The sequence below is a fragment of the Streptomyces albidicamelliae genome (assembly GCF_025642175.1).
Taxonomy (GTDB): domain Bacteria; phylum Actinomycetota; class Actinomycetes; order Streptomycetales; family Streptomycetaceae; genus Streptomyces; species Streptomyces albidocamelliae.
The window spans coordinates 3,589,263-3,614,130 of the sequence record NZ_CP106795.1 but is presented as its reverse complement, the minus strand read 5'-3'; the positions used below and the strand labels follow the sequence as shown (position 1 = coordinate 3,614,130).

16 protein-coding genes and 3 rRNA genes are annotated in these 24,868 nt (G+C 69.5%); 15 read left to right on the top strand and 4 right to left on the bottom strand.

Annotation, left to right across the window (positions count from 1 at the left end; genetic code table 11):
• Positions 1 to 16: 16 nt before the first annotated feature.
• The gene (locus N8I86_RS16575; protein WP_263278126.1) at positions 17 to 511 is read right to left on the bottom strand and encodes a cysteine dioxygenase; all 495 of its coding nucleotides are present in this window, start codon (positions 509 to 511) and stop codon (positions 17 to 19) included.
• A 678-nt stretch (positions 512 to 1,189) separates the two neighbouring features.
• Here N8I86_RS16575 and N8I86_RS16570 point away from each other — a divergent pair.
• The 3 genes from N8I86_RS16570 (at position 1,190) to N8I86_RS16560 (ending at position 6,868) form a co-directional block, all read left to right on the top strand.
• Positions 1,190 to 1,453: a WhiB family transcriptional regulator gene (locus tag N8I86_RS16570; protein ID WP_010986447.1), complete on the top strand. Its 264-nt coding sequence runs from the start codon at positions 1,190 to 1,192 to the stop codon at positions 1,451 to 1,453.
• Positions 1,454 to 1,646: 193 nt separating this feature from the next.
• Positions 1,647 to 5,363: a glycosyltransferase gene (locus N8I86_RS16565; RefSeq protein ID WP_263278125.1), complete on the top strand. Its 3,717-nt coding sequence runs from the start codon at positions 1,647 to 1,649 to the stop codon at positions 5,361 to 5,363.
• Positions 5,360 to 6,868 (top strand): DUF5719 family protein, encoded by a 1,509-nt coding sequence (locus N8I86_RS16560; protein WP_263278124.1) that lies wholly within the window; start codon positions 5,360 to 5,362, stop codon positions 6,866 to 6,868. Before N8I86_RS16565 ends, N8I86_RS16560 begins: the two co-directional genes overlap by 4 nt.
• 94 nt (positions 6,869 to 6,962) lie before the next feature.
• On the opposite strand, the gene N8I86_RS16555 is transcribed toward N8I86_RS16560, so the two are convergent.
• Positions 6,963 to 7,349, bottom strand: a complete 387-nt coding sequence (locus tag N8I86_RS16555) for a metallopeptidase family protein (protein ID WP_073901339.1) — start codon at positions 7,347 to 7,349, stop codon at positions 6,963 to 6,965.
• 400 nt (positions 7,350 to 7,749) lie between these two features.
• Here N8I86_RS16555 and N8I86_RS16550 point away from each other — a divergent pair, with 400 nt between their 5' ends.
• The 6 genes from N8I86_RS16550 to N8I86_RS16525 all read left to right on the top strand — a co-directional run bounded on the left by N8I86_RS16550 (position 7,750) and on the right by N8I86_RS16525 (position 13,628).
• A complete protein-coding gene (locus tag N8I86_RS16550) occupies positions 7,750 to 8,124 on the top strand; it encodes a DUF3499 domain-containing protein (RefSeq protein ID WP_263278123.1) in 375 nt (124 codons plus the stop codon).
• 169 nt (positions 8,125 to 8,293) lie between these two features.
• Positions 8,294 to 9,658 carry a phosphomannomutase/phosphoglucomutase gene (locus tag N8I86_RS16545; RefSeq protein WP_073901337.1) on the top strand — a complete coding sequence of 455 codons (1,365 nt, stop codon included), beginning with the start codon at positions 8,294 to 8,296 and terminating at the stop codon, positions 9,656 to 9,658.
• 113 nt (positions 9,659 to 9,771) lie between these two features.
• A complete protein-coding gene (locus tag N8I86_RS16540) occupies positions 9,772 to 9,942 on the top strand; it encodes a Trm112 family protein (RefSeq protein ID WP_073901335.1) in 171 nt (56 codons plus the stop codon).
• A 148-nt stretch (positions 9,943 to 10,090) separates the two neighbouring features.
• The gene (locus N8I86_RS16535; protein WP_073901333.1) at positions 10,091 to 11,218 is read left to right on the top strand and encodes an SIS domain-containing protein; all 1,128 of its coding nucleotides are present in this window, start codon (positions 10,091 to 10,093) and stop codon (positions 11,216 to 11,218) included.
• Positions 11,219 to 11,354: 136 nt separating this feature from the next.
• Positions 11,355 to 12,506, top strand: a complete 1,152-nt coding sequence (gene manA / locus N8I86_RS16530) for a mannose-6-phosphate isomerase, class I (RefSeq protein ID WP_263278122.1) — start codon at positions 11,355 to 11,357, stop codon at positions 12,504 to 12,506.
• Positions 12,507 to 12,647: 141 nt separating this feature from the next.
• On the top strand, positions 12,648 to 13,628 hold the full coding sequence (locus tag N8I86_RS16525) for a cation diffusion facilitator family transporter (protein WP_073901330.1): 981 nt from the start codon (positions 12,648 to 12,650) through the stop codon (positions 13,626 to 13,628).
• 18 nt (positions 13,629 to 13,646) lie between these two features.
• Here N8I86_RS16525 and lepB read toward each other — a convergent pair whose 3' ends face one another.
• Entirely contained in the window at positions 13,647 to 14,339 is a 693-nt protein-coding gene (gene lepB, locus N8I86_RS16520) for a signal peptidase I (RefSeq protein ID WP_073901328.1), read from the bottom strand.
• 382 nt (positions 14,340 to 14,721) lie between these two features.
• Here lepB and ahcY point away from each other — a divergent pair, with 382 nt between their 5' ends.
• Positions 14,722 to 16,179, top strand: coding sequence for an adenosylhomocysteinase (ahcY, locus tag N8I86_RS16515; protein WP_073901326.1), 1,458 nt, complete (start codon positions 14,722 to 14,724; stop codon positions 16,177 to 16,179).
• A 178-nt stretch (positions 16,180 to 16,357) separates the two neighbouring features.
• Positions 16,358 to 16,972 (top strand): hypothetical protein, encoded by a 615-nt coding sequence (locus N8I86_RS16510; protein ID WP_263278121.1) that lies wholly within the window; start codon positions 16,358 to 16,360, stop codon positions 16,970 to 16,972.
• Between the two features lie 31 nt (positions 16,973 to 17,003).
• Here N8I86_RS16510 and N8I86_RS16505 read toward each other — a convergent pair whose 3' ends face one another.
• On the bottom strand, positions 17,004 to 17,984 hold the full coding sequence (locus N8I86_RS16505; protein WP_073901322.1) for an RDD family protein: 981 nt from the start codon (positions 17,982 to 17,984) through the stop codon (positions 17,004 to 17,006).
• 143 nt (positions 17,985 to 18,127) lie between these two features.
• Here N8I86_RS16505 and N8I86_RS16500 point away from each other — a divergent pair, with 143 nt between their 5' ends.
• From N8I86_RS16500 to rrf, 4 genes are all read left to right on the top strand, one after another.
• A complete protein-coding gene (locus N8I86_RS16500; protein ID WP_263278120.1) occupies positions 18,128 to 19,135 on the top strand; it encodes a stage II sporulation protein M in 1,008 nt (335 codons plus the stop codon).
• A 552-nt stretch (positions 19,136 to 19,687) separates the two neighbouring features.
• Positions 19,688 to 21,213 (top strand): 16S ribosomal RNA (locus N8I86_RS16495).
• Between the two features lie 303 nt (positions 21,214 to 21,516).
• Positions 21,517 to 24,633: ribosomal RNA gene (locus N8I86_RS16490) — 23S ribosomal RNA — on the top strand.
• 86 nt (positions 24,634 to 24,719) lie between these two features.
• A 5S ribosomal RNA gene (rrf, locus tag N8I86_RS16485) occupies positions 24,720 to 24,836 on the top strand.
• The 16S, 23S and 5S rRNA genes sit together here, the layout of an rRNA operon.
• Positions 24,837 to 24,868 lie beyond the last annotated feature (32 nt).

Here is a 24,868-nt window from a genome sequence, read left to right as displayed (position 1 = left end):
CGCTCACGACAACGTGTCAGGCAGTCACCGCACGCGCCTCGCACCGCGGCGAGGAGTGCATCGGCATCTCGGTCAGGCCCGGGTAGTACATGTGCAGGCTGACGGCGGGCTCCAGCGCGTCGTTGACGACCTCGTGGACGTAGCCCGGCGCGAACACCCGCTGCGCGCCCGCGGCCAGCGCGCGCGTGCCGCGTTCGGTGCGCTCGGTCAGGGACCCCTCCAGGACGGTGAGGACACCGGAGGAGCGGCCGTGGTCGTGCAGTCCGCTGCGCTGGCCCGGCACCCAGGACAGCAGCCACACCTCGTAGCCGGGGCCGGTGCGCAGGCGGTGGTACCAGCGGGTGGTGGCGTCGTAGCGGACGAGGTGCGCCCACTGGGAGCGGTCGGCGGCGATCGAGCGGGCGAGGCCCACGAACTCCGCCACGGTGGCGGGGTGCTCGCGCGGCGGCTGGAGCAGGTGCGGTACTTCGAGGATGTCGCCGGCGATCTGGAGGTCGTTGTGGCTGTTCATCGGGATGCGGTGGTCCTCGGCGGGAGAAGTGGGGGGCTGGAGCTGGATGGCGCGTGCGGTCCGCCCGGATCACGGGCGGGCGGGGTGCCCTGGGTGAGGGATCACGAGGGGGGAGACGCGACCGAGCCGGGATGGACTCGGGAACAGCCGGAGCGGGCGTGGCTCAACAGCTGGGACAGCAACAACAGCTACAGCGCGCGCGGGCGGCACCGTGGGACCCGGCGGTGCGGGTCGAGGTGGGCGCCAAGTTCGCGAGCATGCCCAATAGGACATCGGCTCACACGCGCACTGTCAACTCGATGCCCGGTATGTGGGACATGTTTCACCTCATCCGGTTCTTCTGTCAGGTGAAAGGTTTGTTCACCGGGATGCCGGGACACATGGGGCACATCCGAGCGCGCGAGCCCCACGGAACGCGATCGAACACGAGGGCGTCTTTCTCCGTACAGAGATCTGGACGGGGTCCGGCCGCCCCCGGGGGTCCCGTCTGCGTGTCGAGGTTTATGCCGATTTGAACACTTTCCGCATGGCCTTGGTTCCGCAGAGTGAATAACGGGCCCAATAGCAGATCTCGGCTTGACTCGCCCGGAGCAGCACACTTGTAATTTCACTCGTGTCGTTCAGCCGACATCCGTAACGGCTACGCACGGGGACGCGAAAGACAGACGAGGGGCGCACATGACCGAGCTGGTGCAGCAACTGCTGGTCGACGACGCGGACGAGGAACTCGGCTGGCAGGAGCGCGCGCTGTGCGCCCAGACCGACCCCGAGTCCTTCTTCCCCGAGAAGGGCGGCTCCACCAGAGAGGCGAAGAAGGTCTGCCTCGCCTGCGAGGTCCGCTCCGAGTGCCTCGAGTACGCCCTCGCCAACGACGAGCGCTTCGGTATCTGGGGCGGTCTGTCCGAGCGTGAACGCCGCCGGCTCAAGAAGGCCGCCATCTGAACGGACGGCCACCCGCGCCCACGCACCAAAACGTCACGAACGGCCCGTCGCCGGTGGGTTATCCACAGGCGGCGGGCCGTCGTCATGGGCAGCCGATAGTGTGGTCGCTCGTCCGAGACGCCCCGCTGTCCCCTCCGAGACCGAGGAGGCACGGGCGTCCACCGCAGTCCATCGAACCGGGGCCCGTACCTCGATGTCCGTGCACAGCCACACGGCAGCCCAACACGACGCTGCCACTGCCGGGTTTGACCCGTCCCGCCCGCCCGAGTTCCCGCGTCACGTGGTGACCGCGGTCCTCGTCTCCCACGACGGTGCCCGCTGGCTGCCCGACGCGCTCGCCGGGCTGCTCGGTCAGGAGCGCCCCGTCCAGTACGCGGTGGCCGCCGACACCGGCAGCGCGGACGACTCCGCCCCGCTGCTCACCGAGGCCCTCGGCGACGGCAACGTCCTGCACCTCGCCCGCCGCACCGGCTTCGGCCAGGCCGTCGAGGAGGCGAGCCGCACCGCCCCGCTGCTCACCCCGGACGAGCTGCCGTACCTCAAGCGCCCCAGCGGCTGGGACCCCGTCACGCGCAGCTGGCGCGACGACGCCTACGACCTGCCCGAACTGCCGTACGGCGAGCCCGTCCAGTGGCTGTGGCTGCTGCACGACGACTGCGCCCCCGAACCCGACGCCCTGGCCCAGCTGCTCCGGGTCGTCGACAACGAACTCGAACTCGGCCGCGACGACGTCGCCGTCGTCGGCCCCAAGCTGCGCGGCTGGTACGACCGCAGGCAGCTGCTGGAGGTCGGCGTCTCCATCGCCAACTCCGGCCGCCGCTGGACCGGCCTGGACCGCCGCGAGCAGGACCAGGGCCAGCACGACCACGTCCGCACCGTGCTGTCCGTCTCCACCGCCGGCATGCTCGTCCGCCGCGACGTCTTCGAGCAGCTCGGCGGCTTCGACCGCCGGCTGCCCCTGATGCGCGACGACGTCGACCTGTGCTGGCGCGCCCACGCGGCCGGCCACCGCGTCCTGGTCGCCCCCGACGCGGTCGTCCGGCACGCCGAGGCCGCCTCCCGCGAGCGCCGTACGGTCGACTGCGCGGGCCGCACCACCGCCTCCCCGCACAAGGTCGACAAGGCGGGCGCCGTCTACACCCTGCTCGCCAACACCCGCACGGCCGCCCTGCCCTGGGTGCTGCTGCGGCTCGTCCTCGGCACGCTCGTGCGGACCGTCGCCTACCTCGTCGGCAAGGTCCCCGGCCAGGCCGTCGACGAGATCCGCGGTCTGCTGAGCGCCCTGCTGCGGCCCGAGCGGATCATCGCCGCGCGCCGCCGCCGCGGCCCGTCGCAGATCGACAAGACCGAACTGCGCCGGCTCTTCCCGCCGCCCGGCGCCACCGTCCGGGCCACCGTGGAACAGATCGCGGGCAACTTCAGCAGCGGCTCCGACACCGACACCTCCTCCGCCGGCCGGCACGGCGGCGCCGTGGAGTCCGGGCCCGGCGGCGACGACGCCGAGTTCCTGCAGATCGAGCAGTTCGCCCGGCTCAAGCGGATCGCCCGCAAGCCGGGACCGGTCCTCTTCCTCGTCCTGCTGCTGGTCTCCCTGGCCGCCTGCCGCGGTCTGCTCGGCGGCGGCGCGCTCGCGGGCGGCGCCCTGCTGCCCGCCCCCGCCGACGCCGGCGACCTGTGGTCCCGCTACCTGGACGCCTGGCATCCGGTCGGCGCCGGCGGCACCCCCGCCGCGCCGCCCTACCTGGCCATCCTGGCGTCCCTCGCCTCCCTCCTCCTCGGCTCCACCGGACTCGCGGTCACCGTGCTGCTGGTCGGTTCGGTGCCGCTCGCCGGGTTCACCGCCTACTTCGCCTCCCGGCCCCTCGTCACCTCCCGGCTGCTGCGCGCCTGGGTGGCCGTCGCCTACGCCTTCCTGCCCGCCACCACCGGCGCCCTCGCCGGCGGCCGGGTCGGCACGGCCGTCCTCGCCGTCCTGCTCCCGCTGATCGCGCGCGCGGGCGTCGCCGCGAGCGGCCTCGCGAGCCGCACCGGCGCGCGCGGCAGCTGGCGCGCCACCTGGGCGTACGCCCTGCTGCTGACCATCGCCACCGCCTTCACGCCGGTCGTCTGGCCCCTCGCGCTGGTCCTCGGCCTCGGCGTGCTGGTGCTGCGCCGCGGCGACCTCGGCGCCCACGGCCTGCGTTTCCTGGCCCAGCTCGGCACCCCGCTGCTGGTCCTCGCCCCGTGGTCGCTGACCCTGCTGCCCACCGGCTTCTTCCAGGAGGCGGGCCTGGAGTACGGCCCCTCGGCCGCCTCCGCCTCCGACCTGCTCGGCTCCAGCCCCGGCGGCCCGGGCACCGTGCACGGCCTGATGCTCATCGGCATCGTGTGCGCCGCCCTTGCCGCCCTGCTGCGCTCCGAACGGCAGCGGGCCGTCCGCAGCGCCTGGGCCGTCGCCCTGCTCGGCCTGGTCCTGGCCGTCCTGTCCAACCACTCCGCGTGGGCCGGACCGGCCACGCTCGTCTACGGCATCGCCCTGCTGGCGGCCGCCGCCCTCGGCGCCGACGGCGCACGCGCCCGCGTGGCCGAGCAGAACTTCGGCTGGCGCCAGCCCGTCGCCGCCCTGATCGCCTTCGCCTCCGCCGCCGGACCGCTGCTCGTCGCCGCGGGCTGGATGATCCGCGGAGCCGACGGCCCCCTGGAGCGCCGCGACCCGGCCCAGGTGCCCGCGTTCGTCGCCGAGGACTCCACCGGCGGCGACCAGGCCCGCACCCTCGTCCTGGACAGCGACTCCACCGCGCGCGTGCGCTACACCCTGGTCCGCGGCTCCGGCGCCCGCCTGGGCGACGCCGAACTGGCGGCCGGCGACGGCCGGAACGCCCGCCTGGACAAGGTCGTCGCCAACCTGGTCGCCGGCTCCGGCGCCGACCAGACCGACGAACTGGGCGGCTTCGCCGTGCGCTACGTCCTCGTCCACAAGGGCGCGCCCCGCGAGATCACCCGCGTCCTCGACGCCACCCCCGGCCTGGGCCGGCTCAGCCAGCAGGACGGAAGCGCCCTGTGGCGGGTCGACCAGGAGGTCTCCCGCGCCACCATCGCGCCCGCCGGCGGCTCGGGCAAGGCCCAGCCGGTCACCGCGGGACCGGTGGAGATCCACACGACGATCCCGTCCGGCGCGGACGGCCGCGTCCTGCGCCTCGCCGACACCGTCTCCGACGGCTGGACGGCCACCCTCGACGGCAAGCCGCTCACCCGCACCACCGTCGACGGCTGGGCCCAGGGTTTCCGGCTGCCCGCCGCGGGCGTCAGGCTGGACGTCGTCCACGACGACCCGGTAGGCCACACCGCCTGGCTGTGGGCGCAGGGCGCCCTCGCCGTCGTCCTGATCGTCCTCGCCCTGCCCGGCCGCCGCCGCGACGTCGACGACGACCTCCCCGAGGAGCAGCCGGTGCCCGCCCAGGCGGCCGCCGGTGAGGGCCGCCGCGCCCGCCGCCTGCGCGCCCAGGCCGAGGAAGCGGCCACCGATGAGCAGCCGGACACCCCGCCGCCGCCCGCGCAGCCCCCGGCCGCCGTACCGCACCAGCAGTCGTACGACGTGGGGGCGGCCCCGGACGAGCCGGGCCAGGACTGGCACAACGACCCGTCGGCCTACGCGAACGCCGGCTACGGCGGCTACGGGACCGACCCGTACCAGGACGCCGGGCAGTACCGGTCCACCGGCTACGACCAGCAGGGTTACCCGGCCGACCCGTACCAGGCGGCGCCGTACGACCCCTACGCCTACGGCGGCCCGGCCGAGGGCACGCCCTACGACCCGACGGCCTACCAGCAGGGCTACGACCCGGCGTACGACCCCGCCCAGCAGCCTTACGACCCGGCCCAGCACCCCCACGGCACCGGCAACGAGCGCCCCGACGGGAGCCAGCAGTGAACCGCACGACCCTGTCCCTGATCGCCGGTACCACCGCGCTGGCCGCCGTCACCGCGTTCGCCGCGTTCGACAGCCCGTCCGCGTCTGGCGCGTCCGCCCCCGGGGCGGCCGCCCAACTGCCCGTCGAACGCACCAGCCTGCTGTGCCCCGCGCCGAGCAACTCCGAGATCGCGGAGACGTCGTACACGTCGTTCACGCCCGTCACCCGGGGCACCGCGAGCGGCGGCAGGGCCGAACTCGCCGCGGCCGGCGCACAGTCGGCGGACGGCTCCGCGAAGGGCGGCAAGGGCGGCGACGGCAAGAAGAAGGCGGACAAGCCGGTGCTCACGCCGAAGGCGCCCGGCACGCCGGTCACCGCAGACGGCTCCGGCTCCGACGCGCCCGCGCTGATCGGCACGGCCGAGGGGAAGTTCGCGCCCGGCTGGACCGTCCAGGAGACCACCGAGGTCGCCGCCGGCACCGGCCGCGGCCTCCAGGGGGTCAACTGCACCGCCCCGGACACCGAGTTCTGGTTCCCGGGCGCCGCCACGGCCACCGGCCGCACCGACTACGTGCACCTGACCAACCCCGACGACTCGGCGGCCGTGGTCGACATCGAGCTGTACGGCAAGAACGGCGCGATCAAGTCGCCGCTGGGGGAGAACCTCACCGTCAAGCCGCACACCAGCGAGCCGTTCCTGCTCTCCACGCTCACCGACGAGCGGCAGAGCGACCTGACCGTCCACGTCAGCGTACGCAGCGGACGGGTCGGCGCCGCCGTACAGGCACTGGACGACAAGGCGGGCGGCGACTGGCTGGCCGCGGCCGCCGACCCGGCCGGCAGCCTGGTCCTGCCCGGCATCCCCAAGGACGCCACCGACGTCCGGCTGATCGCCTTCGCCCCCGGCGACGACGACGCCGACCTGAAGATCCGCCTGACCTCGCCCGACAGCCTGATCACCCCGGCCGGGCACGAGACGGTCCACGTCAAGGCCGGCATGACCACCGGCGTCGACCTCGGCGACATCACCCGCGGCGAAGCGGGCTCCCTGGTCCTCACCCCCACCGACCGGACGGTCCCGGTCGTCGCGGCCCTGCGGGTCGTCCGCGGCAAGGCCGGCCGGCAGGAGACGGCCTACATCCCGGCCACGGCACCCGTCGGCACGCGCGCGACGTCCGCCGACAACAGCGCCAAGGGCACCACACTCGCCCTGACCGCGCCCACCGCCACCGCCAGGGTGAAGGTCACGGCCTCGGCGGGCAGCGAGGGCGGCAGCGCGGCGACGAAGACCTACACGGTCAAGGCCGGCACCACCCGGAGCATCGACGCGCCGGCCCCGTCCGGCCTGAAGGGCACCTACGCCCTGACGGTGGAGACCGTCTCCGGCGGCCCGCTCTACGCCTCGCGCACCCTCGCGGCCACGCAAGGGGGCGTCCCGGCCTTCACCGTGCAGACCCTCCCGAACGACCGGGGCATGGTGGCGGTGCCGCACACCGACGAGGACCTGTCGGTCCTCCAGAGGTGACGGCGGCCCGCGCCATGGCGGGCACGCACGCCGAGCGGGCACGCAATGCGAACGAGCACGCACCCCGGGCAGGCGACCGGAGACGGCGGCGGACCTAGTCCTCCCCGTACCGCGGGTCCACCGTCTCCGGCGTGAGCCCCAGCAGCTCCGCCACCTGCTCCACGACCACCTCGTGCACCAGCGCGGCCCGCTCGTCCCGCCCCTTGGTCCGGATCTCCACCGGCCGCCGGTACACGACCACCCGCGCCCGCCGCCCGTCACGCGCGGGGATGATTCCGCCGAGCGGCACGGCCTCGTCGCTCCACGCGGCCTGATCGCCCTTGCCGTCCAGCCGGGGCACCTCCAGCACGAGGAAGTCGATGTCCGCCAGCTGCGGCCACCGCCGCTCCAGCCGCTCCACCGAGTCCTGCACCAGATCCGCGAACACCTCGGCACGACTCGCCGCCAGCGGCACCTGAGGAGGTGCGATCGGCCCTCGCATGCCCCGCCCGTGGCGGTCACGGCGACGAGGCCCGGGGCCTGCGGCACGGGGCGGTACACGGTTGTCCATCACCGGTGAAGCCTAGTCCCCGTGCGCTGCGCCCGCCCGGCCCGACGCGGCAACCGGCCACCGGCGGCCCCCTGTCGCAGGATGACCATTCAGGCCAAGGTCTGGCTCGTTTCCGTAACCCTCCAAGACCGCCGAACTCAAGGCAATTGACGTTGTTTATGCCGACTCGTGACCGGACGCGGTAGCGCCCCGGCCCCGCCGAACCCCTGTCGGCGCAGGTCAGCGACGCGCGTCTAACACGGCGTGTGGGGTGTTTCACAGCACGACACGGTGGAGTGACCTGAGGGGGAGTCGTCGCGGCCCGCTCAAGAGTGCGGTACCGTCCAACGTCGTGAGCCCTGTACGTCGCTGTTCGCGCACCGCCTGCGGCCGACCCGCCGTCGCGACGCTGACGTACGTCTACGCCGACTCGACCGCGGTCCTCGGCCCGCTCGCCACCTACGCCGAACCCCACTGCTACGACCTGTGCGCCGAGCACTCCGAGCGCCTCACCGCACCGCGCGGCTGGGAGGTCGTCCGCCTCCTCGACGGCTCCGCCCCCGCCCGGCCCAGCGGCGACGACCTCGAAGCGCTCGCCAACGCGGTGCGCGAGGCGGCCCGCCCCCAGGAGCGCGCGGCCGGGGCCGGCGGCGGACCCCGCACGGCGGACCCCATGGAGGTCGCCCGCCGAGGGCACCTGCGGGTCCTGCGCTCCCCGGACAACTGAGCCGGCACCCCCGCCTCCGGGCCGTCCCACGGCCGCCGTCGCGCCACCGCGCGCCCCGCCGTCCGTCACGGCGCGGGAACCACCGGGTGTCCGCACGGTGTCCGCACACCCCGCTCCCACCCCGGCCGGGTAGTTTGTGGGCACCCATAGGACTTCAGGAGGGTTGGCCGTGACTGCTGATCTGTCACAGATCGTGAAGGCGTACGACGTGCGCGGAGTGGTCCCGGACCAGTGGGACGAGTCACTGGCCCGGCTCTTCGGCGCCGCCTTCGCGGAGGTGACCGGTGCGGCGGCGATCGTCGTCGGCCACGACATGCGGCCCTCGTCCCCCGGCCTGTCCCGCGCGTTCGCCCACGGCGCCGCCGACCGCGGAGTGGACGTCACCGAGATCGGCCTGTGCTCCACGGACCAGCTGTACTACGCCTCCGGCGCGCTGAACCTGCCCGGCGCGATGTTCACCGCCTCGCACAACCCGGCCCAGTACAACGGGATCAAGCTGTGCCGCGCGGGCGCCGCCCCGGTCGGCCAGGACACCGGCCTCGCGCAGATCCGCGAACTGGCCGAGGGCTGGCTGGAGTCGGGCGCACCGCGGCCCGCCGCCGAGCGGGGAACCCTCACCGCCCGCGAGACGCTGGACGACTACGCGGCGTACCTGCGCTCCCTCGTCGACCTGACCTCCGTCCGCCCCCTGAAGGTCGTCGTGGACGCGGGCAACGGCATGGGCGGCCACACGGTCCCCCACGTCTTCGCAGACCTTCCCCTGACCCTCGTCCCGATGTACTTCGAACTCGACGGCACCTTCCCCAACCACGAGGCCAACCCGCTCGACCCGGCCAACCTCGTGGACCTGCAGAAGCGGGTCCCGGCGGAGGGCGCCGACCTCGGCATCGCCTTCGACGGCGACGCCGACCGCTGCTTCGTCGTGGACGAGAACGGCGACCCGGTCTCCCCGTCCGCGATCACCGCCCTGGTCGCCGCCCGCGAACTGGCCCGCAACGGCGGCACGGGCACCGTCATCCACAACCTGATCACCTCCCGCACCGTCCCCGAGGTGGTGCGGGAGAACGGCGGCACACCGGAACGCACCCGCGTCGGCCACTCCTTCATCAAGGCCGAGATGGCCCGCACCGGCGCGATCTTCGGCGGCGAGCACTCCGCCCACTACTACTTCAAGGACTTCTGGAACGCCGACACGGGCATGCTGGCCGCCCTGCACGTCCTCGCCGCCCTCGGCGGCCAGCAAGGCCCGCTGTCCTCCCTCGTCGCCCAGTACGACCGCTACACCGGCTCCGGCGAGATCAACTCCACGGTCGCCGACCAGAACGGCCGCCTCGCCGCCGTCCGCGCCGCCTACGAGGGCCGCCCCGACGTCACCCTCGACGACCTCGACGGCCTCACGGTCGCCGCGCCCGGCTGGTGGTTCAACGTCCGCCCCTCGAACACCGAGCCGCTGCTCCGGCTGAACGCGGAGGCCGAGGACGAGGCGACGATGACCCGGATCCGGGACGAGGTCCTGTCCCTCATCAGGGCCTGACCCTCCGCGGCCGGCCGCCGCCGGAAGTCGCCCGGACCCTCCGGCGCGGCCCCGTCGGCGGTACGCTGACCAGCACATCCACAGAGCCGTACCCGCCTTGGAAGGGACACCACATGCCGCTCGAAGCCGGCCTCCTGGAGATCCTCGCCTGCCCCGCGTGCCACGCCCCCCTGAAGGAGCAGGACACCGAGCTGATCTGCACGAGCCAGGACTGCGGCCTCGCCTACCCCGTCCGCGACGGCATCCCGGTCCTGCTCGTGGACGAGGCCCGCCGCCCCGAGTGACGACACCCTTCACCTCGTAGGCGACGAGGGGCCGCCGCGCACGGGTGGGGCACCGTCCCCGCGCCGGTGACCGTCCGCCCGCGGCCGACGCGGCCCCTCGCGCCCACCTCCCGCACAGGACCCCGGCGATCGGAAGAGGCTGCCGCCCATGCTGGACGAATCGCTGCTCGACACCCCGGACGGCCTCGCCGAGGCCGACCGCCGCGGCCTGCTGCGCGGCGCGGCGGAGGCCGGCGCCCGCGTCCGCACCGCCGCCCGGCACGCCGCCGAGGCCGGCATCGGCGACCTCAAGCCCGACGGCCGCCCCCGCGCGGTCCTGATCGCCGGCCCCGGAGCCGCCGCCACCCACACCGCCGACCTCCTCGGCACCCTCGCCGGCGCCGGCAGCCCCTTCGTGCGCCTCGCCCCGACCGGCGTCGCCCCCGCAGCGGGCGCCCTGCGCTGGGAACTCCCGGGCTGGGCCGGGTCGGTGGACCTGCTGCTGATCGCCACCCCCGACGGCACCGAACCGAGCCTCTCCCTCCTGGCCGACCAGGCCTACCGCCGCGGCTGCGCCGTCGTCGCTGTCGCCCCCGCGGGCACCCCGCTCGCCGAGGCGGTCGCCGGCGCCCACGGCATGTTCGTACCGATGGCGACGGCACCGTACGACCACGAGGAACCCATCGCCGCGTCCTCGCCGGGCGTCTTCTGGGCCCTGCTGACCCCGCTCCTGGCGCTCCTGGACCGCATCGGCCTGCTCGGCGCCCCGCAGGACGCCCTGGGCAGGATCGCCGACCGCCTGGACACCGTCGCGGAGCGCTGCGGACCGGCCATCGCCACCTACAGCAACCCCGCGAAGACCCTCGCCGCGGAACTCGCCGACTCGCTGCCCGTGGTGTGGACGGAAGGCAACTCGGCGGGCCCGGCCGGCCGCCGGTTCGCCGCCGCCCTGGCCGACCTCGCCGGCCGCCCCGCGGTCGTCGCCGAACTGCCCGAGGCCCTCGCCGCGCACAACGCCCTGCTGGCCGGCCCGCTCGCCGCGAGCGCCGACCCGGACGACTTCTTCCGCGACCGCGTGGAAGAAGCCCCCGCGCTGCACGCGCGCGTGGTGCTGCTGCGCGACCGCCCGATCGGCGGTCTCACCGCCGCCCCCGGCGCCCGCGACATCGCCCTGAGCCACGACACCCCGATCAGCGAACTCGAACCGGACGAGGGCGACGAACTGGAGACCCTCGCGGAACTGATCGCCGTCACGGATTTCGCCGCCGTTTACCTGGCGCTCGCTTCCAGGGCCTGATCTTGTCGCGGGCCGGCGACCCGCGCCCACCGCCGGCCGACGGTCCCGTGCCCAGAGCGGCACGCCGACCGTCACGGCGACCGGGACCGGCACCGACACCGGCCGATCAGCGTACGCACGGAGACAGAGAAGACACATGGACCGCCTCGACAACACCGTCCGCCCCTACGCCTGGGGTTCCACCACCGCCATCCCGCACCTCCTCGGCGTCGCACCGACCGGGGAACCGCAGGCGGAGATGTGGATGGGCGCGCACCCGGGCGCGCCCTCGCGCACCGGACGCGGCACCCTCGTCGAGGTCATCGACGCCGACCCCGAACAGGAACTCGGCGCGGCGGCGGTCGCGAAGTTCGGCCCGACCCTGCCGTTCCTGCTGAAGATCCTCGCCGCCGGCGCGCCCCTCTCCCTCCAGGTCCACCCCGACCTGCGGCAGGCCGGGGAGGGGTACGCCGACGAGGAGCGCCGCGGCATCCCGATCGACGCCCCGCACCGCAACTACAAGGACGCCAACCACAAGCCCGAACTCATCTGCGCGCTCACCGAGTTCGACGGCCTCTGCGGCTTCCGCGACCCCCTCGCGACCGCGGACCTGCTCGACGGCCTCGGCGTCGACTCCCTCAAGCCGTACGTCGACCTGCTGCGCGCCCACCCCGCGGAAGCGGCCCTGCGCGAGGTCCTCACCGCCGTCCTCGGCGCCGACCCCGCGGAGATGGCCCACACCGTCGCCGAGGCCACCGCCGCCTGCACCCGCCTCGGCGGCGACTACGCCCCCTACGCCGACATCGCCCACCACTACCCGGGCGACCCCGGCGTCATCGCGGCCATGCTCCTCAACCACGTCCGCCTGCAGCCCGGCGAGGCCCTGTTCCTCGGCGCCGGCATCCCGCACGCCTACCTGAACGGGCTCGGCGTCGAGATCATGGCCAACTCCGACAACGTCCTGCGCTGCGGCCTGACCCCCAAGCACGTCGACGTCCCCGAACTCCTGCGCGTCGTCCGCTTCGAGCCCAGCGACGCCGGCGTCCTCCGCCCCGAGGCCTCCCCGGACGACGAGGAGGTGTACGAGACGCCGATCGACGAGTTCCGGCTCTCCCGCTTCGTCCTGCCCGAGGGCGGCACCGCCCACGACGTCACCCGCGACACCCCGCAGATCCTGCTCTGCACCGCCGGCTCGGTCCGGGCCGGGGAGCACGAGCTGAGCCCCGGCCGGTCGGTGTTCGTACCGGCCGGCGAGAAGGCGGAGATCTCGGGCGCGGGCACCGTCTTCCGCGCCACCGTGATCGTATGACCGGGGTCGTGGACACCTGAGGAACCGGGGCCCGGCCGGGCTGCAAGAATGGCCCACCGGCAAAGGCCGGGCAAAGCCGGGTACACGTCGGGACGGCGTGGACGTACGAGGGCCACAGAGGCGAAGGGACAACGCGGACACATGAGCGCGTCAGGCGGAACCAGGGCGATCGTGGCGGCACTCGGCGCCAACCTCGCCATCGCGGCATCGAAGTTCGTGGCGTTCGCGTTCAGCGGCTCCTCCTCGATGCTCGCCGAGGGCGTCCACTCGCTCGCCGACTCCGGGAACCAGTTCCTGCTGCTCCTCGGCGGCAAGCGCGCCCAGCGCGAGGCCACCCCGCAACACCCGTTCGGGTTCGGCCGCGAGCGCTACATCTACGCGTTCCTCGTGTCGATCGTGCTCTTCTCCATCGGTGGCATGTTCGCCATCTACGAGGGCTACGAGAAGGTCGTCCACCCGCACGAGCTGGAGAACTGGTACTGGCCGGTGGGCGTCCTGGTCTTCGCGATCATCGCCGAGGGCTTCTCCTTCCGCACGGCCATCAAGGAGTCCAACGAACTGCGCGGCAAGCTCTCCTGGGCCCAGTTCATCCGCCGCGCGAAGGCCCCCGAGCTGCCCGTCGTCCTCCTGGAGGACTTCGGCGCGCTCATCGGCCTGGTCCTCGCCCTCGGCGGCGTCGGCCTCGCCCTGCTCACCGGCGACGGCGTCTGGGACGGCATCGGCACCGTCTGCATCGGTGTCCTGCTCGTCTCCATCGCCCTCGTCCTGGCCGCCGAGACCAAGTCACTGCTGCTCGGCGAGTCCGCCGGCCTGGAGGACGTCCGGAAGATCGAGGCCGCGATCGTCGACGGTGACGCGGTCACCCGCGTCATCCACATGCGCACCCTGCACCTGGGCCCCGAGGAACTGCTGATCGCCGCCAAGATCGCCGTCCGGCACGACGACACGGCCGACAAGGTCGCCGAGGCCATCAACGCCGCCGAGGCCCGCATCCGCGCCGCCGTCCCCATCGCCCGCGTCATCTACCTGGAGCCGGACATCTATAGCGAGGCCGAGGCCGCCAAGGGCCCGGACCCGGCGGCGACCCCGGGCGGCCCGAACCCGCACGCGGCCGGTCACTGAGCCCGGACGGTACGCCCCTCAGCCCTGCGCCGGCCCGACCGGCCAGGGCACCGGCGGCACCACCGGTGCCTTCCGCCGCCGTACGACCAGGGCACCGATCCCCAGGCCGACACCGGTGAGGACCAGCACCACCCCCACGAGCAGGGCCGTCCCCACCAGCGCCAGGCCCGCCCGGTCCCCGGTCAGCCGCCCCTCCACGGCACCCACCGGAAGAGTGCCGTCGTGATCCGCGACGAAGAAACGCGAGTCCATCGAGTTCGACCGGTGGTCGCCCAGCAGGAACAACCGGCCCCGCGGCACCTTCACGTCGTACGGGTGGTGCACACCGTCGGCCTCGCCCTGGAACACATACGGCTCCTCGACCGGCTTCCCGTTCACGGTGACCCGCTCCCTTCCGCCCACGCGTGTGCAGCAGGCCACCCGGTCGCCGCCCACCCCGATCACCCGCTGCACGTGAACCCCGACACCCGGATAGCGGTCCGGCGCCGAGAACGCCACGACGTCACCGCGGCGCACCTCACCGCCGTCCACCCGCTCCCACACGACCCGGTCACCCGGCTCGTACGTCGGCGTCATGTTCTCGCTCCGCACGGTCCCCAGGCCGTAGGCGCTGCGCCCGTAGGTGAACGAGCCGATCCCCAGCAGCAGCCCCAGCAGCCCCGTCACCAGCGCCGCGACCGTCAGACCCCGTCCCCGTCCCGTGCCCGCCATGTCCCGTCCTCCCGCGCGGACCATCCGCGGCGCGGAGGATATCGGCCCGCTGTGAACGCTCCGCGCGGACCCCGTGCGAAGCCTGGAAGAGGCCCCGACGGGGTCCCGCCGGGGCCGGAAACAGCCCCCCGTACGACCCGAACCGTGCGCAGACGGACTGGGGGCGACCGCCTTCAGCGGTGTAGCTTGGGACGGAGCCAGACGTCGCTGCTGATGGCGGTCGGGCGGTCCCCCCGCGGACCGGCCGAGGGAGAGAGGGCCTCCGACGGACTGCGCTGCGCGCACGCGGGCATGCCTGTGTCCTCTTCTCGGGCACTCCTGTGTCCGCCGCCGCGCAGAACAGCCCTACCCACCTCGCCCCAACCCCGAGGAGCAGCTCGCAATGACGACTGTCGACAACCGACAGGACTTCAAGGTCGCCGATCTCTCGCTGGCCGAGTTCGGCCGCAAGGAGATCACCCTCGCCGAGCACGAGATGCCCGGCCTGATGTCGATCCGCAAGGAGTACGCCGAGGCGCAGCCGCTGGCCGGTGCCCGGATCACCGGCTCGCTGCACATGACGGTGCAGACCGCGGTACTCATCGAGACGCTGGCCGCGCTGGGCGCCCAGGTCCGCTGGGCCTCCTGCAACATCTTCTCCACCCAGGACCACGCGGCCGCCGCCATCGCCGTCGGCCCGAACGGCACGCCCGACAACCCCCAGGGCATCCCGGTCTTCGCCTGGAAGGGCGAGACGCTGGAGGAGTACTGGTGGTGCACCGAGCAGGCGCTGACCTGGCCGGACAGCCCCACCGGCGGCCCGAACATGATCCTCGACGACGGTGGTGACGCCACCCTCCTCGTGCACAAGGGCGTCGAGTACGAGAAGGACGGCAAGGTCCCCTCCGTCGACACCGCCGAGTCCGACGAGCACCGCGTCATCCTCGAGCTCCTGCACCGCACCATCACTGACGGCTCGCAGAAGTGGACCCAGCTCGCCTCGGAGATCCGCGGTGTCACCGAGGAGACCACCACCGGCGTCCACCGTCTGTACGAGATGCACCGCGACGGCACCCTGCTGTTCCCGGCGATCAACGTGAACGACGCGGTGACGAAGTCGAAGTTCGACAACAAGTACGGCTGCCGGCACTCGCTGGTGGACGGCATCAACCGCGCCACCGACGTCCTCATCGGCGGCAAGACCGCCGTCGTCTGCGGCTACGGCGACGTCGGCAAGGGCTGCGCCGAGTCCCTGCGCGGCCAGGGCGCCCGGGTGATCATCACCGAGATCGACCCGATCTGCGCGCTGCAGGCGGCGATGGACGGCTACCAGGTCACGACCCTCGACGAGGTCATCGACAAGGCCGACATCTTCGTCACCACGACCGGCAACAAGGACATCATCATGGCCGCCGACATGGCCAAGATGAAGCACCAGGCCATCGTGGGCAACATCGGTCACTTCGACAACGAGATCGACATGGCCGGCCTGGCGAAGATCCCCGGCATCGTCAAGGACGAGGTCAAGCCGCAGGTCCACACCTGGACGTTCCCCGACGGCAAGGTGATCATCGTGCTGTCGGAGGGGCGCCTGCTGAACCTGGGCAACGCCACCGGTCACCCGTCGTTCGTGATGTCCAACTCCTTCGCGGACCAGACCCTGGCCCAGATCGAGCTGTTCACCAAGCCCGACGAGTACCCGACCGACGTGTACGTGCTGCCCAAGCACCTCGACGAGAAGGTCGCCCGTCTCCACCTGGACGCGCTCGGCGTGAAGCTCACGACGCTGCGTCCGGAGCAGGCGGCGTACATCGGCGTCGAGGTCGACGGCCCGTACAAGTCCGACCACTACCGCTACTGAGCAACCCGGCGCGGCCCGTGGCGAGCGCGTCGCCGGGCTGACGCGCTCCATTGCGGCAGTACCTCCGAGGCAGGCCCCCGCACCCCCGTGCCGGGGGCCTGCCCCGTTGGCCGCCGCGGTCTCACCAGCCCGCCCGCCGCGGCCACGCCGGCCCCGCCCGTCACGACCCAGGACCCCCATGCCCCGCGGCCGCTATTCGCTCCACGATCCGCACGATCACACCTCCCTCGCGGAAGAACACTTCCAGTGCGCCCCCGGCCCCTCCGGCTGGCGCTACGTCTCCCGGCTGACGACCCCCGCCGGCGACCATCTCGGCTCGGTCGACCTCGCCCTCGACGAACTCGGCCGCCCCATCCGTCTCGAACTCCACGCGGGAGGCTGGCAGGTGCGCGGTGCGGCCCTCGACGGCGTCACCTGGGTCCGGACCGACCCCACCGGCGCCGATGCCACCGAAGGCAATGTGCGCGCCCACGCCTTCACCGGCACGTCCCCCGCGTTCCTCGTCGCCACCGCCCGTCTCCTGCGCCTCACCCCCTCCGCCGCCACGACCCGCGTACGCCTGGTCGCCTTCACCGACCCGGTCCTCGCCCCCCGCACCCTGGACCAGTCCTGGGCCCTGGTGAAGAGCGAAGCACACGCCACTGACAGCGGCCCCCTGATGGTGGACGAATACCAGGTCACAGCGTTGGACACCGGTGAACAGCACGTGATCCACATCGCCGGGGACGTCGTCCTGGCCGCACCCGGGATCGAACTGGAGGACCTCCAGTCACCACCGTCGCGGTTCGACTGAGCGCCGGCACGGCTGCCCCGGGGCGCCGCCCCTAGGCCGGAGGCGCGAACCCGGTCGCCGGACGCTCGGCCGGCGACGCGTCCCGCGGCGGCGCCGGTGTCGAGGGGACCGGCGCATGCGGGGGTCCCGACGGCGTGGCGGAAGCCGCGGGCAGCGAGGACGCCTGCGGCTGCCCGGCCCACGGCTGCGCCTGCACCGGCCCGCCCACGGCCGGCGCGCCCGCCTCCACCGGAGCCCGATGAGCGGCCGGCGGGGCGAAGCGCGCGGCGGCGAACGCCTGCCGGGCCTCCCGCGACTGCCGCTCGTGCACCACGGCCGCGAGGAACGCGGCCGGCGGGATCCCCTGCGGCGCCGGAGAACCGGTGCGCGCCGCGAGATCGTCCGCGAGCCGCTGCGCCATGTGCAGGGACACCTGCGGATCGAGCTGCTGCATACGGGACAGGTACTGCCGGACGGCCAGCCACAGCCCGTCCGGTACCGCCGACAGGTCCAGCCCGCCGAACCGTCCGGCCAGCCACGGAGGGGGAGGCGGAACGAAACCACCACGTCCGGCGGGTATCCGCTCACGCACCACCAGGGTGCCCGCGAACACGTCCCCGAGCCGCCGCCCGCGCGCCGACACCAGCGAGGCGACGCAGGCCACCACCCCGAACGTCAGCAGAATCTCGACGACACCGATGGCACCCCGCACGAGCGCGTGCCGGAACCGGATCGGCCCGCCGTCGTCCCGCACCACGCGCAGCCCGAACGCCAGCTTCCCCAGCGAACGCCCGTGAGTGAGCGTCTCCACCGCGATGGGCCCGCCGATCAGCACCAGCAGGAACGTCGCGATCGCCAGCGCCGTCTGCGCCGCCTCGTCCAAGGAAGCGGTCGTCGCCACCAGCAGTACGGTCACGAGGATGTACGCGATCATGGCCGCGGCCAGATCCAGCAGTACCGCCAACGCCCTGCTCGGCAGCTTCGCAGGGCGTAGCTCCAGGGCCACCGCCTCGCCCGTCACCAGCTCAGTCACGCCCGCCGTCCTTCCCTGGTCCACCGCGTGAACCGCAAGTCTGCCAAGCTGTGAGCGCATCGCGCCCCAGTACGACAAGCTGACAGCAATCGATAGCCTCCACGACGATCAGTCGCTGAGCAGCCGAGGAGCAGGCAGACCCGATGGACCTGGACGTCTTCGTCTCCGTACACCGTGCCGAATGGGACCGCCTCGACGCTCTCCTCCGCCGCCGGCGCCGTCTCGACGGAGCCGAAGCCGACGAACTCGTCTCTCTCTATCAGCGCACAGCGACCCATCTGTCCCTCATCCAGTCAAGCGCTCCCGACCCGCAGCTGACGGGACGGCTGAGCCAGCTCGTGGCCCGCGCGCGCAGCGCCGTCACCGGAACACGCCGCGCCTCCTGGAGAGACGTCACGCGCTTCCTCGGGCAGGGCTTCCCCGCCGCCGTCTACCGCGCGCGCCACTGGTGGGTGCCCACGGCGCTTATCTCCACCACCGTCGCGATCCTCCTGGGCTGGTGGATCGGCACCCATCCCGACGTGCAGTCCTCCATAGCCGCGCCCAGCCAGCTGCGTGAGCTGACCCGGCCGGGCGGCGAGTACGAGACCTACTACTCCAGCCATCCCGCGACCTCGTTCGCCGCCCAGGTGTGGACGAACAATGCCCAGGCGGCCGCGATGTGCCTGGTCCTGGGTGTCTTCCTGGGGTTGCCGGTGCTCTTCATCCTGTTCGAGAACATGCTCAACCTGGCCGTCGGCTTCGGCCTCATGTCCTCGGCCGGCCGTCTCGACACGTTCCTGGGCCTGGTCCTCCCGCACGGTCTGCTGGAACTCACCGCGGTCTTCGTCGCCGCCGGTACGGGCCTGCGCCTGGGCTGGACGCTGATCGACCCGGGTCCGCGCACCCGCCGCACGGCTCTCGCGGAGGAGGGGCGATCGGCGATCGCCATGGCCATCGGCCTCGCCCTGGTGCTGTTCGTCTCCGGCGCCATCGAAGGCTTCGTCACCCCGTCCGGACTGCCCACCTGGGCGCGCATCGGCATCGGGGTCCTGGCCGAAGTCGCCTTCCTCTCGTACGTCTACGTCCTCGGCGGTCGAGCCGCCCGGGCCGGCGAGACGGGTGACCTCGACGCAGCGGAGCGCAGCGCGGCCGTGCCGACCGCCGCCTGATGTGCATCCGGCCTCTGTGAGCTGCTAGTCTCCTCTTCGCCCCGCAAAAGCTGTTGACACGGCAGGCGCGGGGAGGTAGATTCAAACAGTTGCCTAGAACTGGACAAGTTCGGTGGCGGCCGTTAGGCTCTATCTCGCTTCCAAGAAGTCGCTACCGACATACGAAGAAGCATCCTCCCGATTCTCAGAAATGAGCGGCTGGTCAAACCGGCCAAGAACTTCTGATAAAGTCGGAACCGCCGGAAAGGGAAACGCGAAAGCGAGAACCTGGAAAGCACCGAGGAAATCGGATCGGAAAGATCTGATAGAGTCGGAAACATCGAAGGGAAGCCCGGAGGAAAGCCCGAGAGGGTGAGTACAAAGGAAGCGACCGTTCCTTGAGAACTCAACAGCGTGCCAAAAATCAACGCCAGATTAGTTGATACCCCGTCTCCGGTCGTCACGATCGGGACGAGGTTCCTTTGAAAAAACACAGCGAGGACGCTGTGAACCATCGGACTATTCCTCCGGTGGTTCCGCTCTCGTGCGTGTGCACCGGATTACCGGTAAACATTCACGGAGAGTTTGATCCTGGCTCAGGACGAACGCTGGCGGCGTGCTTAACACATGCAAGTCGAACGATGAACCACTTCGGTGGGGATTAGTGGCGAACGGGTGAGTAACACGTGGGCAATCTGCCCTTCACTCTGGGACAAGCCCTGGAAACGGGGTCTAATACCGGATATCACTCCTGCAGGCATCTGCGGGGGTCGAAAGCTCCGGCGGTGAAGGATGAGCCCGCGGCCTATCAGCTTGTTGGTGAGGTAATGGCTCACCAAGGCGACGACGGGTAGCCGGCCTGAGAGGGCGACCGGCCACACTGGGACTGAGACACGGCCCAGACTCCTACGGGAGGCAGCAGTGGGGAATATTGCACAATGGGCGAAAGCCTGATGCAGCGACGCCGCGTGAGGGATGACGGCCTTCGGGTTGTAAACCTCTTTCAGCAGGGAAGAAGCGAAAGTGACGGTACCTGCAGAAGAAGCGCCGGCTAACTACGTGCCAGCAGCCGCGGTAATACGTAGGGCGCAAGCGTTGTCCGGAATTATTGGGCGTAAAGAGCTCGTAGGCGGCTTGTCACGTCGGGTGTGAAAGCCCGGGGCTTAACCCCGGGTCTGCATTCGATACGGGCAGGCTAGAGTGTGGTAGGGGAGATCGGAATTCCTGGTGTAGCGGTGAAATGCGCAGATATCAGGAGGAACACCGGTGGCGAAGGCGGATCTCTGGGCCATTACTGACGCTGAGGAGCGAAAGCGTGGGGAGCGAACAGGATTAGATACCCTGGTAGTCCACGCCGTAAACGGTGGGAACTAGGTGTTGGCGACATTCCACGTCGTCGGTGCCGCAGCTAACGCATTAAGTTCCCCGCCTGGGGAGTACGGCCGCAAGGCTAAAACTCAAAGGAATTGACGGGGGCCCGCACAAGCAGCGGAGCATGTGGCTTAATTCGACGCAACGCGAAGAACCTTACCAAGGCTTGACATACACCGGAAACGTCTGGAGACAGGCGCCCCCTTGTGGTCGGTGTACAGGTGGTGCATGGCTGTCGTCAGCTCGTGTCGTGAGATGTTGGGTTAAGTCCCGCAACGAGCGCAACCCTTGTCCTGTGTTGCCAGCATGCCCTTCGGGGTGATGGGGACTCACAGGAGACCGCCGGGGTCAACTCGGAGGAAGGTGGGGACGACGTCAAGTCATCATGCCCCTTATGTCTTGGGCTGCACACGTGCTACAATGGCCGGTACAATGAGCTGCGATACCGTGAGGTGGAGCGAATCTCAAAAAGCCGGTCTCAGTTCGGATTGGGGTCTGCAACTCGACCCCATGAAGTCGGAGTTGCTAGTAATCGCAGATCAGCATTGCTGCGGTGAATACGTTCCCGGGCCTTGTACACACCGCCCGTCACGTCACGAAAGTTGGTAACACCCGAAGCCGGTGGCCCAACCCCTTGTGGGAGGGAGCTGTCGAAGGTGGGACTAGCGATTGGGACGAAGTCGTAACAAGGTAGCCGTACCGGAAGGTGCGGCTGGATCACCTCCTTTCTAAGGAGCACTTCTCACCAGCTTCGGTTGGTCAGAGGCCAGTACATCGGCGAATGTTCGATGCTGGTTGCTCATGGGTGGAACGTTGATTATTCGGCACGATCCAGGATGGATCAGGCGCTAGTACTGCCCCTCGGGGCGTGGAACGCAGATCTGATCGGCTGATCGTGTCGGGCACGCTGTTGGGTGTCTGAGGGAATGATCTTCCTTCAGTCGCCGGCCCCAGTAAACTCACTGGTTTCCAGTGGGGTGATGGGTGGCTGGTCGTTGTTTGAGAACTGCACAGTGAACGCGAGCATCTGTGGCCAAGTTTTTAAGGGCGCACGGTGGATGCCTTGGCACCAGGAACCGATGAAGGACGTGGGAGGCCACGATAGTCCCCGGGGAGTCGTCAACCAGGCTTTGATCCGGGGGTTTCCGAATGGGGAAACCCGGCAGTCGTCATGGGCTGTCACCCGCTGCTGAACACATAGGCAGTGTGGAGGGAACGAGGGGAAGTGAAACATCTCAGTACCCTCAGGAAGAGAAAACAACCGTGATTCCGGGAGTAGTGGCGAGCGAAACCGGATGAGGCCAAACCGTATGCGTGTGAGACCCGGCAGGGGTTGCGCATGCGGGGTTGTGGGATCTCTCTTCTGCGGTCTGCCGGCCGTAGGACGAGTCAGAAACCGTTGATGTAGGCGAAGGACATGCGAAAGGTCCGGCGTAGAGGGTAAGACCCCCGTAGTCGAAACGTCAGCGGCTCGTTTGAGAGACACCCAAGTAGCACGGGGCCCGAGAAATCCCGTGTGAATCTGGCGGGACCACCCGCTAAGCCTAAATATTCCCTGGTGACCGATAGCGGATAGTACCGTGAGGGAATGGTGAAAAGTACCGCGGGAGCGGAGTGAAATAGTACCTGAAACCGTGTGCCTACAAGCCGTGGGAGCGTCGGGATCTTCGGATCCTCGTGACTGCGTGCCTTTTGAAGAATGAGCCTGCGAGTTTGCGGTGTGTTGCGAGGTTAACCCGGGTGGGGAAGCCGTAGCGAAAGCGAGTCCGAATAGGGCGTTTCAGTAGCACGCTCAAGACCCGAAGCGGAGTGATCTAGCCATGGGCAGGTTGAAGCGGAGGTAAGACTTCGTGGAGGACCGAACCCACCAGGGTTGAAAACCTGGGGGATGACCTGTGGTTAGGGGTGAAAGGCCAATCAAACTCCGTGATAGCTGGTTCTCCCCGAAATGCATTTAGGTGCAGCGTCGTGTGTTTCTTGCCGGAGGTAGAGCACTGGATAGGCGATGGGCCCTACCGGGTTACTGACCTTAGCCAAACTCCGAATGCCGGTAAGTGAGAGCGCGGCAGTGAGACTGTGGGGGATAAGCTCCATGGTCGAGAGGGAAACAGCCCAGAGCATCGACTAAGGCCCCTAAGCGTACGCTAAGTGGGAAAGGATGTGGAGTCGCACAGACAACCAGGAGGTTGGCTTAGAAGCAGCCACCCTTGAAAGAGTGCGTAATAGCTCACTGGTCTAGTGATTCCGCGCCGACAATGTAGCGGGGCTCAAGCGTACCGCCGAAGTCGTGTCATTGCAGCATATAGCCCCAACGGGTGCTGTGATGGGTAGGGGAGCGTCGTCTGCCGGGTGAAGCAGCACCGGAAGGTAGTTGTGGACGGTTGACGAGTGAGAATGCAGGCATGAGTAGCGATACAAACGTGAGAAACGTTTGCGCCGATTGACTAAGGGTTCCTGGGTCAAGCTGATCTGCCCAGGGTAAGTCGGGACCTAAGGCGAGGCCGACAGGCGTAGTCGATGGATAACCGGTTGATATTCCGGTACCCGCTGTGAAGCGTCAAACATCGAGCATCGTGATGCTAAGGCCGTGAAGCCGCCCTGATCTCTTCGGAGTTGAGGGGAGTGGTGGAGCCGCCGAACCAAGCGGTTAGTAGGTGAGTGATGGGGTGACGCAGGAAGGTAGTCCATCCCGGGCGGTGGTTGTCCCGGGGTAAGGGTGTAGGACGCAAGGTAGGCAAATCCGCCTTGCACATAGTCTGAGACCTGATGCCGAGCCGATTGTGGTGAAGTGGATGATCCTATGCTGTCGAGAAAAGCCTCTAGCGAGTTTCATGGCGGCCCGTACCCTAAACCGACTCAGGTGGTCAGGTAGAGAATACCGAGGCGTTCGGGTGAACTATGGTTAAGGAACTCGGCAAAATGCCCCCGTAACTTCGGGAGAAGGGGGGCCACACTCGGTGATCCGATTTACTCGGTGAGCTGGGGGTGGCCGCAGAGACCAGCGAGAAGCGACTGTTTACTAAAAACACAGGTCCGTGCGAAGCCGTAAGGCGATGTATACGGACTGACGCCTGCCCGGTGCTGGAACGTTAAGGGGACCGGTTAGCTCCATTTCGGTGGGGCGAAGCTGAGAACTTAAGCGCCAGTAAACGGCGGTGGTAACTATAACCATCCTAAGGTAGCGAAATTCCTTGTCGGGTAAGTTCCGACCTGCACGAATGGCGTAACGACTTCTCGACTGTCTCAACCATAGGCCCGGTGAAATTGCACTACGAGTAAAGATGCTCGTTTCGCGCAGCAGGACGGAAAGACCCCGGGACCTTTACTACAGTTTGATATTGGTGTTCGGTTCGGCTTGTGTAGGATAGCTGGGAGACTTTGAAGCAGCCACGCCAGTGGTTGTGGAGTCGTCGTTGAAATACCAGTCTGGTCGTGCTGGATGTCTAACCTGGGTCCGTGATCCGGATCAGGGACAGTGTCTGATGGGTAGTTTAACTGGGGCGGTTGCCTCCCAAAGGGTAACGGAGGCGCCCAAAGGTTCCCTCAGCCTGGTTGGTAATCAGGTGTTGAGTGTAAGTGCACAAGGGAGCTTGACTGTGAGACCGACGGGTCGAGCAGGGACGAAAGTCGGGACTAGTGATCCGGCGGTGGCTTGTGGAAGCGCCGTCGCTCAACGGATAAAAGGTACCCCGGGGATAACAGGCTGATCTTCCCCAAGAGTCCATATCGACGGGATGGTTTGGCACCTCGATGTCGGCTCGTCGCATCCTGGGGCTGGAGTCGGTCCCAAGGGTTGGGCTGTTCGCCCATTAAAGCGGTACGCGAGCTGGGTTTAGAACGTCGTGAGACAGTTCGGTCCCTATCCGCTGTGCGCGTAGGAATATTGAGAAGGGCTGTCCCTAGTACGAGAGGACCGGGACGGACGAACCTCTGGTGTGCCAGTTGTTCTGCCAAGGGCATGGCTGGTTGGCTACGTTCGGGAGGGATAACCGCTGAAAGCATCTAAGCGGGAAGCCTGCTTCGAGATGAGTATTCCCACCTCCTTGAGAGGGTAAGGCTCCCAGTAGACGACTGGGTTGATAGGCCAGATATGGAAGCCGGGTAACCGGTGGAGTTGACTGGTACTAATAGGCCGAGGGCTTGTCCATTGATGCTCGCGTTCACTGTGTTGGTTCTGAAACCACGACCAGGTCGCCGCCGTGTGGTGGCGTTTCGGTTGAGAGTTTCATAGTGTTTCGGTGGTCATAGCGTGAGGGAAACGCCCGGTTACATTCCGAACCCGGAAGCTAAGCCTCACAGCGCCGATGGTACTGCAGGGGGGACCCTGTGGGAGAGTAGGACGCCGCCGAACAATTCTTGGGAAAACCCCCGCATCCACGGATG